The organism is Micromonospora sp. DSM 43699 (assembly GCF_055517075.1).
Genome location: NZ_JBTMMT010000057.1, coordinates 1 through 15,006 on the forward strand (window position 1 = coordinate 1; position 15,006 = coordinate 15,006).

Below are 15,006 nucleotides of genomic sequence, written 5' to 3' on the forward strand. Positions count from 1 at the left end.
CCCCCCCCCCCCCCCCCCCCCCCCCCACGACGCTGTCTACCCACCTCCCGGTCCGCTGCCGGTCCCGGTGCGCCGTTCGCGCCGGTGTCCCTCGTGGCGGCGGAGCACCGGGAGCCGAGGCGACCTGTGCAGGCCCATCCGCGTCGGGCCTTATTGCCAAGATATGGCAACTGCGGAATAGTGGCAGCAGTGGCGGGCGTCCGGGCGCGCGATGATCCGACCTCGCCCGGGTGTCCGCCCCGCCCCGCCACCGACCGACGATTCCGAGGAGTTGCTGTGGGCCTCTACTCGCTGCCCGACCTGCCGTACGACTACGGGGCGCTGGAGCCGGCCATGTCCGGCGAGATCCTGGAGCTGCACCACGGCAAGCACCATGCGGCGTACGTGAAGGGCAGCAACGACGCCGTCGAGCAGCTCGCCGAGGCCCGCGACAAGGGTGACTTCGCGGCCTTGGTCGGGCTGGAGAAGACGTTCGCGTTCAACCTGTCCGGGCACGTGCTGCACTCGATCTTCTGGAACAACCTCTCCCCGGACGGCGGTGGTCGCCCCGACGGGGAACTGGCGGCGGCGATCGACGAGCACTTCGGCGCGTTCGAGGGCTTCGCCGGGCAGTTGTCGGCGGCGACCAAGAGCGTGCAGGGTTCCGGCTGGGGAGTGCTGGCCTGGGAGCCGCTGGGGCGGCGGCTGATCGTGGAGCAGGTCTACGACCACCATGGCAACGTCGGGCAGGGCTCGACGCCGCTGCTGGTCTTCGACGCCTGGGAGCACGCCTACTACCTGCAGTACCGCAACGTCCGTCCGGACTACGTCGACCGGCTGTGGGGTCTGGTCGACTGGGCCGACGTCACCGCCCGCTTCGACGCCGCCCGCGCCCAGCCGCCGAAGCGCTGACCGGCGTGACCGGTCCGGTCCCGGTCGCCGCCGACCTCGTCCAACGCGCCGCCGGGGTCATCGCCGCGCGCCGTCGCGGTGACCTCGCCGGCGCGGAGACGCTGCTGGCCTCCTTCGACTCCGAAGCGGCCCGCACCCTCGGCTTCTACCTGCTCGCCGACCTCGCCCTCGGGCTGGTCCGGGCGCACACCGGCGAATCCCTGGACGACCTGGTACGGCAGCTCACCCTGCTCGTGGCCGACCCGTCGCCACCGCCCGCCCCCTGAACCGCCCCGGTCGCGCCGGGGCGGTTCGTCGTGGGACGACCAGTCCCGCCGGTTGTACGAAGATCGATCGGCGGGCCACCGCGTTCCCCTCGGCGTCGAGCCGGTGGCCGTCGAGCCGGATCCAGCCGTCGCAGGTGGCCAGTCGAGCACGCGGATCACCCGGAACCGCTGGGCCGGGTGGCGACCAGCACCTCGGAAACTTGCCAAGGAAGCTTCAAGATCGCATTGCGATCAGTTGCACTCTCCCGGGGTGTCGTCTGCATTCCGGCAATTTGATCATGGCTGGGGCCGGGGGCGGACCCTCGGCGCGACGCCGGGCCGCTACCGGGCCGGGCCGGTGCAGCAGGTGGGTGAGGACCGCGAGCATCCGGCGGCCGGCCGGGGGCCTTCGACCCCGCCGGGATCAGGGGGCGGCCGGCAGGTCGGTGGTCGGGCGGCTGCTCGTGCGGGATCAGCCGTCGTGCCGCAGAGGGAGATCGGCAGGCATCCGCTGCTTCGGGTCGGAGGCCAACGGGAGTGCAGCGGAAACGTCCCCTGCCTATCGACAAGTCCACACACCTTGGCAGCAGCGTGTGCCTCGGCTACCGTCCATGGAAACGCTCCCATGAACTCAGACACATCTATGTGATGAGGAGGAAACACGACGTGGCTATCCTCTCCCGGCGTCGCAGATCGGTGGCCGCCAGTGTGGCCGCCGTCGCGGGCGCCACCGCTGCCGCCGTCTGCTTCGCCGCCGGCGGCGCTTCCGCCGGCACCATCTCCGGCCCGCTCTACCGAGACCCGAGTTCGGCGGTCGTCCGTTGGGTCGCCGCGAACCCCGGCGACTCGCGTGCCGCCGCCATCCGCGACAAGATCGCGAGTCAGCCGCAGGCCCGCTGGTTCGCCAACTTCAACCTGTCGACCGCGCAGGCCGAGGCCGCCGAGTTCATCGGCGCCGCCAACGCGGCGCAGCAGATTCCGGTGCTGGCGATCTACCAGATCACCAACCGGGACTGCGGCGGGGCCAGCGCCGGTGGAGCGCCGGACCTCAACCAGTACCAGACCTGGGTGTCCAACTTCTCCCGGGGGCTGGGCAACCGGACCGTCATCATCATCCTGGAGACCGACTCCCTCGCCCTGCTGACCTGCCTGAACAGCAACGAGATCAACGCCCGCAACCAGGCGATCTCGACGGCCACCCGGACTCTCAAGTCGGCCAACCCCAACGCCAAGGTCTACCTCGACGCCGGCCACTCCACCTGGAACAGCGCCAACGAGACCGCCAACCGGCTCCGGGCGGCCGGCGTGCAGTACGCCGACGGCTTCTTCAGCAACGTGTCGAACTTCAACCCCACCTCCAGTGAGGCGAACTTCGGCCGGGCGGTCATCTCCGCTCTCAACGGCATGGGCATCTCGGGCAAGCGCCAGGTCATCGACACCAGCCGCAACGGCGGTGCCAGCGGGGACTGGTGCGGCGACGACAACACCGACCGGCGCATCGGGATGTACCCGACGACCAACACCAACGACAACAACATCGACGCGTACCTCTGGGTGAAGCCGCCGGGGGAGGCGGACGGCTGCCGCTACACGGCCGGGTCGTTCCAGCCGGACCTGGCCTTCAGCCTGGCCAATGGCGCGCCCAACCCGCCCACCACCACGCCGCCTACCACGGCTCCCCCGACCACGGCTCCCCCGACCACGGCCCCGCCGACGACCGCTCCGCCGACCACGGCTCCGCCCACCACGCCGCCGCCGGCGGGTAACGGCTGCTCCGCGTCGGTGACGGTCAACCAGTGGTCCGGTGGCTTCACCGCGAGCGTGACGGTCACCGCCGGCGCCACCGCCCTCAACGGCTGGACCGTGACCATCACGCTGCCCGGCGGCGCCGCCGTCACCAGCGCCTGGAGCGCACAGTCCAGCGGCAACAGCGGCACCGTCCGGTTCACCAACGTGAGCTACAACGGCCAGGTCGGTGCCGGGCAGTCGACCAACTTCGGCTTCCAGGGCACCGGGACCGGCCCCGGCGCGACCGCCACCTGCGCGGGCTGACCCCGACCGGCGGGACGGGCCCGGCGCGGAGGACCACTCTCCGCGCCGGGCCCGTCCCGCGTTACCGGACGATGCCGTGGCAGAGCCCCGTACCGGTGGCGGGTGTCCCGGGTACGATCGTCCGATCATGAGCGATGGGCCGTACACCGAGATGGTCCGGATTCCCGCCGGCCAGGTCACGCTGTCGGACCGCCGGACCCAGCGTTCCTGGGAGGTGGGCCTCGGGGCGTACGAGATCGCCGCCTGTCCGGTGACCCAACGGTGCTACGCCGAGGTCACCGGCCGGTGGCCGAGCGTCGCCACCGGCGACTCGCTGCCCGTGGAGAGCGTGTCGTGGTGGGACGCCGCCGAGTTCTGCAACGCGCTGTCGGCACGCGACGGCCTGACCCCGGCCTACCGCCTGCGCGCCGCCGACGAGCATGCCGGCTGGGACACCGCCGCCGACGGCTACCGGTTGCCGACCGAGGCGGAGTGGGAGTACGCGTGCCGCGCCGGAACCGCCGGCCCGCGCTACGGCCCGCTCGACGACATCGCCTGGTACCGCGGCAACTCCGGCGAACGCCTCCACGAGGTGGGCGGCAAACTGCCCAACGTGTGGGGCCTTCACGACATGCTCGGCAACGTCTGGAACTGGTGCTGGGACGTCTACGACGCCGAGGTCTACGGCAGCTACCGGGTGCTGCGCGGTGGTGGCTGGTTCGACGAGCAGTGGAGTTGCCGGGCGTCCGTCCGTCGGCGCAGCCACCCGAGTCTGCGCATCGACGACGTGGGGTTCCGCGTCGCCCGGTCCGTCGGCCGCTGAGGCCACCGCCACGCCCTGCCCGGCCGGTGAGTGCACCGGAAGGACACCCTCCGCGGCGCCTGGCCCCGACGACCGTCGGGGTCAGGCGCCCTGCGGTGACTGGACCGCAGGCCGGTGGATTTCCAGGTCGGCGTAGACGGCCTCGACCAGGGCGTGCCGGCGGGTGACCGTCGGTACGTCGGCCAGCCGCCCGTTCCAGTACATGGCCATCACGAGCTCGGCGTCCGGATCCACCACCAGGCTGGAGGTGTTGCCGCCGGCGTGGCCGTAGGCGCGGAACGAGCAGGCGCGACCCAGCAGATGGGGCAGGGTCATGAACCCCAGACCGTACGCGAAGTCGGTGTCCGAGAGGGCGCTGCGGACCGTGCCGGGCCAGTGCGTCGCCGTCAACGCCTCGATGGTGGCCCGCCGGGCGACCTCGGTGCCGTCGGCGGCCCGGCCGGTGAGCAGCGCCTCGCCGACGCACCGCAGGTCGCGCATGCTGCCCCAGACCCCCGTGCCGGGCAGCGGCAGCCGGGCCGCCATGACCATCTTCTCCAGCCCGACGGCCTCCTCCGGCGAGGCGACCGGCGCGACCGGCGGCGCCACGTCCCCGTCGAGCCCGAGGGTCGCCGAGATGCCGAGCAACGAGAACATGGACCGGTAGCTGTCCCCCGGGGCGGTCCCGTCGATGGTGGTGAGCAGCCGGTCCAGCACGAACCAGTTCGTGATCGGGTTGTAGCTCATCGACGTGCCCGGCCGCTGCTGAGTCTCGGCGGCGCAGACCACCATCCAGACCAACGCCTGCGCCTGATCCCAGTCCGGCAGCTCCTGGCCGTCCGTGTCGAGCATGAGCAGGGGGTCCGGCACACCCGTGGTGTGGGTCAGCAGGTCCCGCACCCGGACGGCGTCCTTGCCGCCCTCGCCGTACTCGGGAAGGTGCGCGGCGACCCGGTCGTCGAGGCCGAGCAGGCCGCTCTCCCAGGCACGGGCGAAGGCCAGCGCGCCGAGCGGCTTCGACGAGCAGGTCCAGGGCACCCACGTGTCCGGGGTGAGCGGCGAGCCCAGCCCGTCGTCGCCGACGGCGATGTCGTGGCGGACGCCGGCGTGCGAGATCGACAACTGGACACCGGTCTCGACGCCGTCGGCGATCTCCTTGTCGAACAGCGTGCGGAGGTGGGGAAACGACTGGAGCGTGTCGTCGGACACGGCGGTTTCCTTCCGGACGGGAGGCTGTGGTCGACGTGTGGACATCGACGTGACCGGATGCCCCAGTCTAGACGTCGACAGCCCACCGGTTGAGGTCCACAGTAGGTCCGCCATCGATCACGGTGTACCCCGTGTCGATGATCGGACGATGATCGGCGTCGTTGCCGAAACCGTCCTGGCGGTTCACTCCGGCTCGTAGGCGAGGTTCGGTCGGAGCCAGCGCTCGACCTCGGCACGGTCGACGCCACGCCGGGCCGCGTAGTCGTCGACCTGGTCCCGGTCGATGCGGCCCACTGTGAAGTACCGCGACCCGGGATGCGCGAAGATCAGCCCGCTGACGCTGGCGGCCGGGGTCATGGCGTAGGACTCGGTCAGCTCGATCCCGAGGGCTTCGGCGTCGAGGAGCCGGAACAGGTCCCGCTTCTCGCTGTGGTCCGGGCTGGCCGGGTAGCCCAGCGCGGGCCGGATGCCCCGGAACCGCTCGGCGTGCAGGTCCTCGAGGAGCGGATCCGCGTCGGGCTCGAACCAGTCCCGCCGGGCACGCAGATGGATGTGCTCGGCGAACGCCTCGGCGAGCCGGTCGGCGACCGCCTTGACCATGATGGCGCGGTAGTCGTCGTTGTCCTTCTCGTAGCGGGTGGCCAGTTCCTCGGCGCCGTGGATGGCGACGGCGAAGCCGCCGAGGTGGTCGCCGGCCGGCGCGACGTAGTCGGCGAGGCAGCGGTTGGCGCGACCGGTCGGCTTCACCGTCTGCTGGCGCAGCATGGGCAGCCGTACGGCGGGGTCGTCGAGGACGATGTCGTCGCCCTCCGTGTGGGCCGGCCAGAAGCCGTAGCAGCCCCGGGCCTGCAGTGACCCGGCTGCGGTGATCTGGTCGAGCAGGGCGTTGGCGTCGTCGTAGAGCTCCCGCGCCACCGGCTGCTCCAGGATCGCCGGGAACTTGCCCTTGACCTCCCAGGCGAGGAAGAGGAACTGCCAGTCGATCATCGCGCGCAGCGTGTCGAGGTCCGGCTCGACGGTGCGCACGCCGGTGAACGCGGGCACCGGCAGATCGTCGAAGGGCACCTGCTCCCGGTTCTCCCGGGCCCGCGCCAGGCTCAGCAGTGGCTGGCGGCGGGCGGCGTGCTGCTCGCGCAGCCGCTCCTGTTCGGTGGCGTTGGTCGCTGCGAGCTGCCCGGCGCGGACCGGGTCGAGCAGGTTCGACACCACCCCGATCACCCGCGACGCGTCCAGCACGTGCAGGGTCGTGGCGTCGTACGCCGGGGCGATCCGGACCGCGGTGTGTTGCCGGGACGTGGTGGCCCCGCCGATCAGCAGCGGAAGCCGAAGGCCACGACGCTGCATCTCGGCGGCGACGGTGACCATCTCGTCGAGCGACGGGGTGATCAGCCCGGACAGGCCCACCACGGCGGCACCCTCCGCCACGGCGGTGTCCAGGATCTTCGCGGCGGGCACCATCACCCCGAGGTCGATCACGTCGTAGTTGTTGCAGCCCAGCACGACACCGACGATGTTCTTGCCGATGTCGTGGACGTCGCCTTTGACCGTGGCGAGCACCACCCTGCCCCGACTGTGCCCGGCGGAGACCCGCCCCTCGCGCTCGGCCTGCTCGCGTTCACGCTGCAGGTGCGGCTCCAGGAAGGCCACGGCCCGCTTCATCACCCGGGCGCTCTTGACCACCTGGGGGAGGAACATCTTGCCCGATCCGAACAGGTCGCCGACCGTCCGCATCCCGTCCATCAGCGGGCCCTCGATGACGTCGAGCGGCCGGCCCAGCGCCTGCAACGCCTCGTCGGTGTCGGCCTCGACGAAGTCGACGATGCCGTGCACGAGCGCGTGCTCCAGCCGGTCGGCCACCGGAGCGTCCCGCCAGCCGAGGTCCACCTCGCGTCGGGCACCGGACCCGCTGACCGTGGCCGCGAAGGAGACCAGCCGGTCGGTGGCGTCGGGACGGCGGTCGAACAGCACGTCCTCGACCATGGTGAGCAGGTCGGCCGGAATGTTCTCGTAGACCGCGAGCTGACCGGCGTTGACGATGCCCATGTCGAGCCCGGCGCGGACGGCGTAGAAGAGGAACGCCGAGTGCATCGCCTCGCGGACCACGTCGTTGCCCCGGAACGCGAACGACAGGTTCGAGATGCCGCCGCTGATCCGCGCACCCGGGCAGCGCTGCTTGATCAACGGAAGCGCGTCGAGGAACGCCTTCGCGTACCCGTTGTGCTCGGCGATGCCGGTGGCGACCGCCAGCACGTTCGGGTCGAAGATGATGTCCTCCGGCGCGGTCCCCACCTCGCTCACCAGTAGGTCGTACGCCCGGCCGCAGATCTCGACCTTGCGTTCGGCGGTGTCCGCCTGCCCCTGCTCGTCGAAGGCCATCACCACCACGCCGGCGCCGTGCTCCCGGATGAACCGGGCCTGCCTGAGGAAGGCCTCCGGACCCTCCTTGAGGCTGATCGAGTTGACCACCCCCTTGCCCTGCACGCAGGTGAGGCCGGCGGCCAGCACACTCCACCGGGAGCTGTCGATCATGATCGGGATCCGGGCCACCTCGGGCTCGGTGGCGATCAGGTTGAGGAAGGTCGTCATCGCCTGCTCGCTGTCGAGCAGATCGGCGTCCATGTTGACGTCGAGCAGGTTCGCCCCGCCGCGTACCTGCTCCAGGGCCACGGCCACCGCGCCCTGGTAGTCGTCGGCCTCGATCAGCCGCCGGAACCGGGCCGACCCGGTGACGTTCGTCCGTTCCCCGATCATCACGAACCCGGTGTCCGGCCCGACCACGAACGGCTCCAGGCCGCTGAACCGGGTGGCCGGTGCGCTCGTGGCCGGCTTGCGGGGGGTGAGCCCCTCGACGACCTCGGCGACCGCCGAGATGTGTGCCGGCGAGGTGCCGCAGCAGCCGCCGACGATGTTCACCATGCCGGACCGGGCGAACTCGCCGAGCAACTCGGCGGTCTGCTCCGGGGTCTGGTCGTACCCGCCGAACGCGTTCGGCAGGCCGGCGTTGGGGTGGCAGGCGACGAAGGTGTCGGCGAACCGGGCCAGCTCCGCCACGTGCGGCCGCATCTCCGCGGCGCCCAGCGAGCAGTTGACCCCCACCACCAGCGGCTCGGCGTGTTCGATCGACCGCCAGAACGCCTCCACCGTCTGGCCCGACAGCGTCCGCCCGCTCAGGTCGACGATGGTGACCGAGATCCACAGGGGCAGGTGCGGCGCCACCTCGCGGGCCGCGGCGAGCGCCGCCTTGGCGTTGAGCGTGTCGAAGATGGTCTCGATCAACAGCAGGTCGACGCCACCCTCGGCGAGCGCGGCGATCTGCTCCGCGTAGGCGTCCTTGACCTGCTCGAAGGAGACCGCCCGGTAGGCGGGGTCGTCGACCCGTGGGGACAGCGACAGGGTCACGTTCATCGGTCCCACCGAGCCGGCCACGAACCGGCCGCCGACCTCGTCCGCCGCCTGCCGGGCCAACTGCGCGGCGCGCAGGTTCATCTCACGGACGTAATCCTCCAGACCGTAGTCGGCCTGGCTGATCCGGGTCGCGGTGAACGTGTTGGTGCTGGTGATGTCGGCCCCTGCGGCGAGGTACCGGCGGTGCCCGTCCAGCACCACGTCCGGCCGGGTCAGGTTCAGCAGGTCCGGGTCGCCCGTGACGTCCCGCGGGTGATCGGTCAGCAGGTCGCCCCGGTAGTCGGCAGCGGTGAGCCCGGCGTCCTGGAGCATCGTGCCCCAGGCACCGTCCAGCACGAGGACCCGCTGGGACATCAGGTCGCGAAGGGCCGGGGTAACGCTGTCACGGACGGACGACTGACTCATTCGACACCTCGGTTGGTCGCAGACTCCGCAGATGGGGTCGGGCCCATCGGCGAGAGGCACCGCCGCCTGCCCGGCTGGCACGGGACGGGCGCGAACCGGGTCAGGCCCCGGGGGGCCCCGAACGGGGCAGCGGCATCAGCCTCTGGCGCATTCTACGCTCCGCACCGTGACCGGTACGCCTCCCCGGGGCCACATGGTGGCCACGCCGGTGGGCTCGACCGGTGGCCCGGCGAGCGACAACTGCGTACAGCGGGCGAGTTCCGCGATCAGTGCCCGTAACTCCAGCTCAGCGAACGCCCAGCCGATGCACTTGCGGTAACCGCCACCGAAGGGAACGAAGCTGAACGGGTCGGGCTCCCGATGGTCAGGCGCGTCACGATTCCATCTTTCGGGACGGAAGGTCAACGGGTCGGCCCAGTGCCGGGGTAACCGGTGGGTCACGTACTGGGAATAGAGGACCTTGCTGCCGGCGGGGATCAGCTCACCGGCGAACTCGACGTCGGTGATCGTGGAGCGCCCGGTCAGCACGCCGGGAGTGTAGAGACGCAGGATCTCCGACACCGTCCAGCCCACGTAGGTCAGGTCGCCCAGCAGGGCGGCCGTCAGCGGCTCGTCGCCGGCGACCCGGCCCACCTCGGCGCGCACCCGGTCGTACACCTCGGGATGGCTGAGCAGGGCGTACACCGCCCAGCCCGCGGCGGAACTGCTGGAGTCGTACCCGGAGGCGATCAGGCTGATCACCTGGTCGCGGATCTCCAGGTCGGCGAGGTGGTCGCCGTCGTCGGCGGAGGCGGCGAGCAGCGCGTCGAGGACGTCGCCCCGGTCCTCGGGCTCGGCGCGGCGCTTGGCGACCTCCGCCCGGACCAGCTCGTCGACCCGACCCCGGGCGGCCATCGCCCGGCGGTACGCGGTGCCGGGCAGGTCGTGGTCGAACCGGAGGAACGGCGAACGGTTGATGTATCGCAGCGCCGTCTCGAGTTCCCGGCCGATCTGGTCGGTGTGGGCCTGGAGCCGGTCACCGAAGAGCGACCGGATCGCGATCCGCCGGATGCAGGAGCGTACGGCGTCGAAGGCGTCGACCGTGCCGCCCACCTGCCAGCTCCCGATCATGCGATGGATCTCGTCGACCATCACCGGGACGTAGCCCTCGATCCGTCGGCGGACGAACGCGGGCCGCACCAGGGCACGTCGCCGCCGGTGGTCCTCTCCGTCGCTGACCACCATGGCGCGCGCGCCGACCACCGGGATCAGCAGACTGAGCACGTCCCGGGAGAGGAACCGGGGCCGGGCCGGATTGTCGGTCAGCAGCAGTTGATTGGCCTCGGCGCCGAAGAGCAGCACGTAGCGCTGCGGACCGAACCCGAAGGCGCACACCGGCCCGTAGCGCTGGTGCAGGTCGAGCAGGGCGTCGTAGGGGCGCCCCAGCAGGCCGCGGACGTACCGCAGGTGACCCGGCCCGCTCGGCCCCGGCAGACGCCGCCGTCGATGCTCGGTCGAGACGGCCACGCTCCCCGCTCCTCTCCGTGCTTCCGTTACGCCGACCGCACCATCGCGGTGACCACCGCTTCAAGAGCAGCGAAAGTCGCGAATGTCTCGCGGACGAGAAGATTGGCGGGGAACTCCGCGCCGAAGGTCTCCTCGATATCGATCACCAGATCGATTGCCGACAGTGAATCGAGGCCAAGATCTGGTAGGGGGACGCTGGTCCAGTCGGTGCCCTCGGGGATTTTTCGCAAATGATTGGCGAGCACCGCCTGAAGCCTGTCGCGGACTGCCGTCTCCGTCGCCTGCACGTCGCCCATGAGCTCCTGCATTTTCTCGCTCGTCGCCCGGGAAAACCGGCCGAACTGCCTGAAATCAGCCGTCGCGGCTCATGAACTCCCGGCTACAGTAACGCACGTGAGCGAGCCGCTGGAAGACCTGCGACCGTCGATCGACCATTCATCGGAGTCGGCTTTGCGGCACCTCGCGGCCGAACTGTCGACCCCGCTGCTCGTGCACGACCGGGCCGTGCTGCGCCGACGGGCCGAGGAACTGCGGCGGGTGCTGCCGGCCGACGCGCTCCTGCTCTACTCGCTCAAGGCCAACCCGCTCCCACCGGTCGTCGCCGCCCTCCAGGCCGCAGGCTGCGGCAGTGAGGTCTCCTCTCTCGGCGAGCTCTCCGTGGCGCTGGGCACCGGGGCACCACCAGGCCGGCTGCTCTACACCGGCCCGGGCAAGTCGATCGCCGAGCTCCGGGCGGCGGTGGCCGCCGGAGCCGTCCTGTCCTGCGAGTCGGCGGTGGAGGTGGCCCGGCTCCGCGAGGCCGTACGGCCCGGTCCGGCCGATCCCCTCCCGGTCGTGGTCCGGGTCCAGCCGCCGAGCCGTCCGGCGGCCGGCCTGTCCATGGCGGACGGTCGGCAGTTCGGATTCCTGCCGGACGAGGCGGTCGACTTCTGCCGGCGACCGGGCGCGGGGGTCGAGGTCCTCGGCTTCCACTGCTACCTGGGCTCCCAGCTGCCCACGCCCGACGACCTGCTCGCCGCGTTCGCGCACGTCGTGGACGTGGTGGGGGAGATCTCCGCGGCGTCCGGCGTGCAGCCCCGCGTGGTCGACGTCGGCGGGGGCTTCCCCTGGCCGTACGCGGCACCCGGCGAGGGGCCGGACCTGACCCCGCTCACCGTGGGCCTGCCCCCGGTGCTTGCCCCGTTGACGTCCACCGGTGCCGAGATCTGGTTCGAGTCCGGTCGTGGCCTGGTCGCGGCGGCGGGACGGCTGCTCACCACCGTGCGGGACGTCAAGGAGCGGGGCGGGAGCACCGTGCTGGTGGTCGACGCCGGGGTGAACGTGCTGGGCGGCATGTCCGGGCTGGGCCGGGTGCTGCGTCCGAGCACCCGGTTGCGCAACCTGTCGAACCCGGACGGTGCGACGACCACGGTGGACGTCGTCGGGCCGCTCTGCACGCCGCTCGACCGGCTCGCCGTCAACTCCACGGTCGCCGCCCCGCGCGTCGGCGACCTGCTCTGCGTCGAGAACGTCGGCGCGTACGCGACGACCGCCGCGCTGTCGGCGTTCCTCTCCCGGCCCCCCGCGGTGGAGGTGGTGGTCGACGGCGACGACGTGGTCGAGGCGTGGACGCTGGCGAGCGGCCACCTGCCGGTCGCGCTGGGCGTGCCGCTCAGCGCCGGGTCGGTGCGGGGGAGCTGAGCACCCGGAAGCCGATGTACGGCACCGCGCTCAGCTCGTCGGCGGTGAACACGGTGGCGTTGTCGAAACTCTCCGGGTTGCGGACGGTGTAGGCCCCGCCCTTGATGACACGTGAGCCGGGGTTCCCCGCCTCCGGGCCGTCGGGGGCGTCCAGCGCATCCTGGCACCACTCGAAGACGTTTCCGGTCATGTCGTGTAGACCGAAGCCGTTGGCGGGGGTACGGCCGACCGGCCGTGGACCGGTCGCCGCGGGGGCGTACACCGGCCGGTCGAAGTCGTTGCCGAGCGCCCAGCGGAAGCCGGCGGGCCCGGCGGCGGCGTGCCGCCACTCGGCGGCGTCGGGTAGCCGGCACGGCACGCCCGTCCGGCCGGCGAGCCACCGGCAGTAGGCGGTCGCCCCGTGCCAGGTGACCCAGGTGGCCGGCAGGTCGCCCAGGTCCGGGTCGATCTCCACGGTGCCGGCCGGTGTGCTGCGCAGACCCGTGCCGGGGGTGGCGGGAAGGCCGTGCAGGAACGGTGCGGGGGACCGGTCCAGCCCCAGGTCGACGAGGTAGTGCCAGTACTGCCCGACGGTGGTGGGCGTCGCGGCCAGGCGGAAACCGGCGACGGGCGTCGCCTCGTCGGGGCGTAACGGGGCCGGGGGCGGCACGTCGACGAACGTCGGCGTGACGGCGGCGGCGATGGTGCCGGACCTCTCCTCCGTCATCGCGACCGGGCCACCCGGAACCCGTAGACCTCGCACTTCGTGTCCTCGTACGCCGCCATCCGGCTCGCCGGGCCGACGTCCGCCGCCGGGTCGACGAAGGACCCGCCCCGCACCACCCGGAACGAGCCCTTGGTGACTCCGGTCGGGTTGCGTCGGGGCTCGGGACCGTAGGGGCCGTAACGGTCGTGGCACCACTCCCGGACGTTGCCGAGCATCCCGTACAGGCCCGCGGCGTCGGCGGGCAGGCCCGCCACCGGGACCGGCGCGGGCTGTCCCGGCAGGAAGTTGCCGGCGCGGCTCTCCCCCGCCCGCAGCCGTCGGCAGGCGGGGCCGGCGTCGGAGGTGTTGGCGGCGTCGCCCGGTGCCACGGTCTCCTCGGGGTGGCCGTCCCGGCAGGCGGCCTCCCACTCCGCCTCGGTGGGCAGCCGGTAGCCGTCGGCGTCGGGGTCGACCCCGCGGACGGGCAGGTCGTACACCGGGCGTCGGCCTTCCTGGCGGGACAGCCAGTTGCAGTAGGCCGCCGCACCCCAGTAGCTGATCTGGATCATGGGGAAGTCGGCGCAGCCCGGCCGGAGCTCGAAGCCACCGGGACGGTGCACGACGAAGCACGGGTCGATGCAGTCGACGTCCAGGTGGCTCACGTCGCCGGGGCGGTCGCGCAGGAAGGCGTGGAAGTCGGCCGCGCTGACGCACCTGTCACCCAGGTCGTACGCGTCGAGGTGGATCTCGTGCGGCGGGTGCTCCCGAGCGGTCAGCGTGGCGGAACCGACCACCAGCCGCCGGGCGGGAAAGGCCGTCATCGAGAAGTTCCGCAGATCGGTGAGCATGATGGCACCTCGGTCGGTGAGCCGTGCGTGGGGAACGGTTCGGGACGGGATCACGGTGCTACCGGATGGACGGTAGCGCCGACCGAGGTCGCTCGGCAACGCGTCCGGAGCCTGTCGGCCGGGGTCGGAGATCCGTCCCGCGCCCCGGTTGTCCTGCTCATGTCGGTCGATCCCGTCCGGGTCGGGGGCGGGGTCCGGCGGGGTGCCTGACGCATGGTGGACAGCGGCCTTGTCGGGGTCTGCCACGTCCGGCACACTCGGCCGGGTGGCTGACTGGCCGACGTCGCTGAGTTTCATCGTCCCGCCGCACTCCGAGAGCTTCGGCATCGGGCGACGACTGCCCACCCGGTCGTACCTGGAGCGGTTGGTCGGGTACGCGCGCGCCGCCGAGCGGGCCGGCGTGGTCGGCGCCTTCGTCTACGACTTCCCGGCCGCGATGGATCCCTGGCTGGTCGCCTTCGACCTGCTGGCCTGCTCGCCGACGCTCCAACCGGTGGTGGCGGTCCGGCCGCACCAGGAGAGCGCGGAGTCGGTGGCGCGGCGGGTGGCCGACCTGGAATACCGGTTCGGACGGCCGACGCACGTCAACATCGTGGCCGGAGCGACCCGGACGGCACGCGCCGCCGAGCCGGACAAGGTCGCGGCCCGGCGTCGGCTCGCGGAGTTCGCCGTGGAGCTCCGGGCCGGCCTGGACCGTGGGCGGTACGCCGAGGGGCCGTGCGCCCCCCTGCTGGTGACGCCCTCGTCGTCGACCGCCGGGGTGGTGCCGGTCGACGCTGTCCTGATGATGGCCCGGCCCCGGGCCACCCTGGCCGGGGACGTCGCCCGGGTCCGGGCGGAGCAGGGCGTCGACCGGGTCGCCATGCTCGTCGGTCTGGTGGTGCGGGAGACCGACGAGCAGGCCTGGGCGGCCACCACCCGGTGGTACGCGCCGGACCGGCGTCAGGAGGTGGCCGGCAGGATGTTCATGTCGCAGGTCGTCTCCAGCGAGCACACCGCCAGCTACGCCCTCGCCGAGGCGCGGGAGGTCCACGACGAGCGGCTGTGGTACGGCGCGCCGATGCGGGGGATCGACGCGCCGAAACTGGTCGGATCCGTGGCGGGTGTCGCCGACTGGCTGCGGTCGTGTCACGACCTCGGCATTACCGACATCATTATCGACCTACCTCCAGATCCCGCAGAATTCGGGCACATCGGTGGAGTTTTCGCCGCAGGATGACGATTCGCTGTTTCCCGGGCGTTTCGATAGCGGTGGTACGACGGGTTCCCGACATGGCCTTGCCTGCGGGAAGTGATGAG

General features: G+C 71.8%; 12 protein-coding genes and 1 pseudogene. 6 read left to right on the forward strand and 7 right to left on the reverse strand.

The genetic code is table 11. From position 1 onward, the window contains the following. Nucleotides 1-276: 276 nt before the first annotated feature. Nucleotides 277-891 carry a superoxide dismutase gene (locus tag AC0AIB_RS23475; RefSeq protein ID WP_328340505.1) on the forward strand — a complete coding sequence of 205 codons (615 nt, stop codon included), beginning with the start codon at nucleotides 277-279 and terminating at the stop codon, nucleotides 889-891. Nucleotides 892-896: 5 nt separating this feature from the next. Next, on the forward strand, nucleotides 897-1,157 hold the full coding sequence (locus tag AC0AIB_RS23480; protein WP_328340503.1) for a superoxide dismutase: 261 nt from the start codon (nucleotides 897-899) through the stop codon (nucleotides 1,155-1,157). Here the strand turns inward: AC0AIB_RS23480 and AC0AIB_RS23485 are convergent. After that, nucleotides 1,114-1,322, reverse strand: a pseudogene (locus AC0AIB_RS23485) (hypothetical protein); the annotation flags it as partial. The gene AC0AIB_RS23480 and the pseudogene AC0AIB_RS23485 sit on opposite strands and share 44 nt — an antisense overlap. A gap of 480 nt (nucleotides 1,323-1,802) precedes the next feature. Here AC0AIB_RS23485 and AC0AIB_RS23490 point away from each other — a divergent pair. Both AC0AIB_RS23490 and AC0AIB_RS23495 read left to right on the forward strand, forming a co-directional pair. After that, a complete protein-coding gene (locus AC0AIB_RS23490) occupies nucleotides 1,803-3,188 on the forward strand; it encodes a glycoside hydrolase family 6 protein (protein WP_465097495.1) in 1,386 nt (461 codons plus the stop codon). A gap of 127 nt (nucleotides 3,189-3,315) precedes the next feature. Further along, nucleotides 3,316-3,990 (forward strand): formylglycine-generating enzyme family protein, encoded by a 675-nt coding sequence (locus tag AC0AIB_RS23495; RefSeq protein WP_465097496.1) that lies wholly within the window; start codon nucleotides 3,316-3,318, stop codon nucleotides 3,988-3,990. Nucleotides 3,991-4,071: 81 nt separating this feature from the next. Here AC0AIB_RS23495 and AC0AIB_RS23500 read toward each other — a convergent pair whose 3' ends face one another. The 4 genes from AC0AIB_RS23500 to AC0AIB_RS23515 form a co-directional block, all read right to left on the reverse strand. After that, entirely contained in the window at nucleotides 4,072-5,178 is a 1,107-nt protein-coding gene (locus tag AC0AIB_RS23500; RefSeq protein WP_328340497.1) for a serine hydrolase domain-containing protein, read from the reverse strand. 183 nt (nucleotides 5,179-5,361) lie between these two features. Beyond that, the gene (gene metH / locus AC0AIB_RS23505; RefSeq protein ID WP_328340495.1) at nucleotides 5,362-8,988 is read right to left on the reverse strand and encodes a methionine synthase; all 3,627 of its coding nucleotides are present in this window, start codon (nucleotides 8,986-8,988) and stop codon (nucleotides 5,362-5,364) included. Nucleotides 8,989-9,123: 135 nt separating this feature from the next. Then, nucleotides 9,124-10,494, reverse strand: a complete 1,371-nt coding sequence (locus AC0AIB_RS23510) for a cytochrome P450 (RefSeq protein WP_328340493.1) — start codon at nucleotides 10,492-10,494, stop codon at nucleotides 9,124-9,126. 26 nt (nucleotides 10,495-10,520) lie between these two features. Next, entirely contained in the window at nucleotides 10,521-10,802 is a 282-nt protein-coding gene (locus tag AC0AIB_RS23515) for an acyl carrier protein (RefSeq protein WP_328340491.1), read from the reverse strand. Between the two features lie 85 nt (nucleotides 10,803-10,887). Here AC0AIB_RS23515 and AC0AIB_RS23520 point away from each other — a divergent pair, with 85 nt between their 5' ends. Then, a complete protein-coding gene (locus tag AC0AIB_RS23520; protein WP_328340489.1) occupies nucleotides 10,888-12,174 on the forward strand; it encodes a type III PLP-dependent enzyme domain-containing protein in 1,287 nt (428 codons plus the stop codon). Here the strand turns inward: AC0AIB_RS23520 and AC0AIB_RS23525 are convergent. Next, entirely contained in the window at nucleotides 12,146-12,880 is a 735-nt protein-coding gene (locus tag AC0AIB_RS23525) for a formylglycine-generating enzyme family protein (protein ID WP_328340487.1), read from the reverse strand. The two genes, AC0AIB_RS23520 and AC0AIB_RS23525, sit on opposite strands and share 29 nt — an antisense overlap. Then, nucleotides 12,877-13,707 carry a formylglycine-generating enzyme family protein gene (locus AC0AIB_RS23530; RefSeq protein ID WP_328340485.1) on the reverse strand — a complete coding sequence of 277 codons (831 nt, stop codon included), beginning with the start codon at nucleotides 13,705-13,707 and terminating at the stop codon, nucleotides 12,877-12,879. Before AC0AIB_RS23530 ends, AC0AIB_RS23525 begins: the two co-directional genes overlap by 4 nt. Nucleotides 13,708-13,972: 265 nt before the next feature. Between AC0AIB_RS23530 and AC0AIB_RS23535 the strand changes: the two genes are divergently transcribed. After that, nucleotides 13,973-14,926: an LLM class oxidoreductase gene (locus AC0AIB_RS23535; protein WP_328340483.1), complete on the forward strand. Its 954-nt coding sequence runs from the start codon at nucleotides 13,973-13,975 to the stop codon at nucleotides 14,924-14,926. Nucleotides 14,927-15,006: the final 80 nt, after the last annotated feature.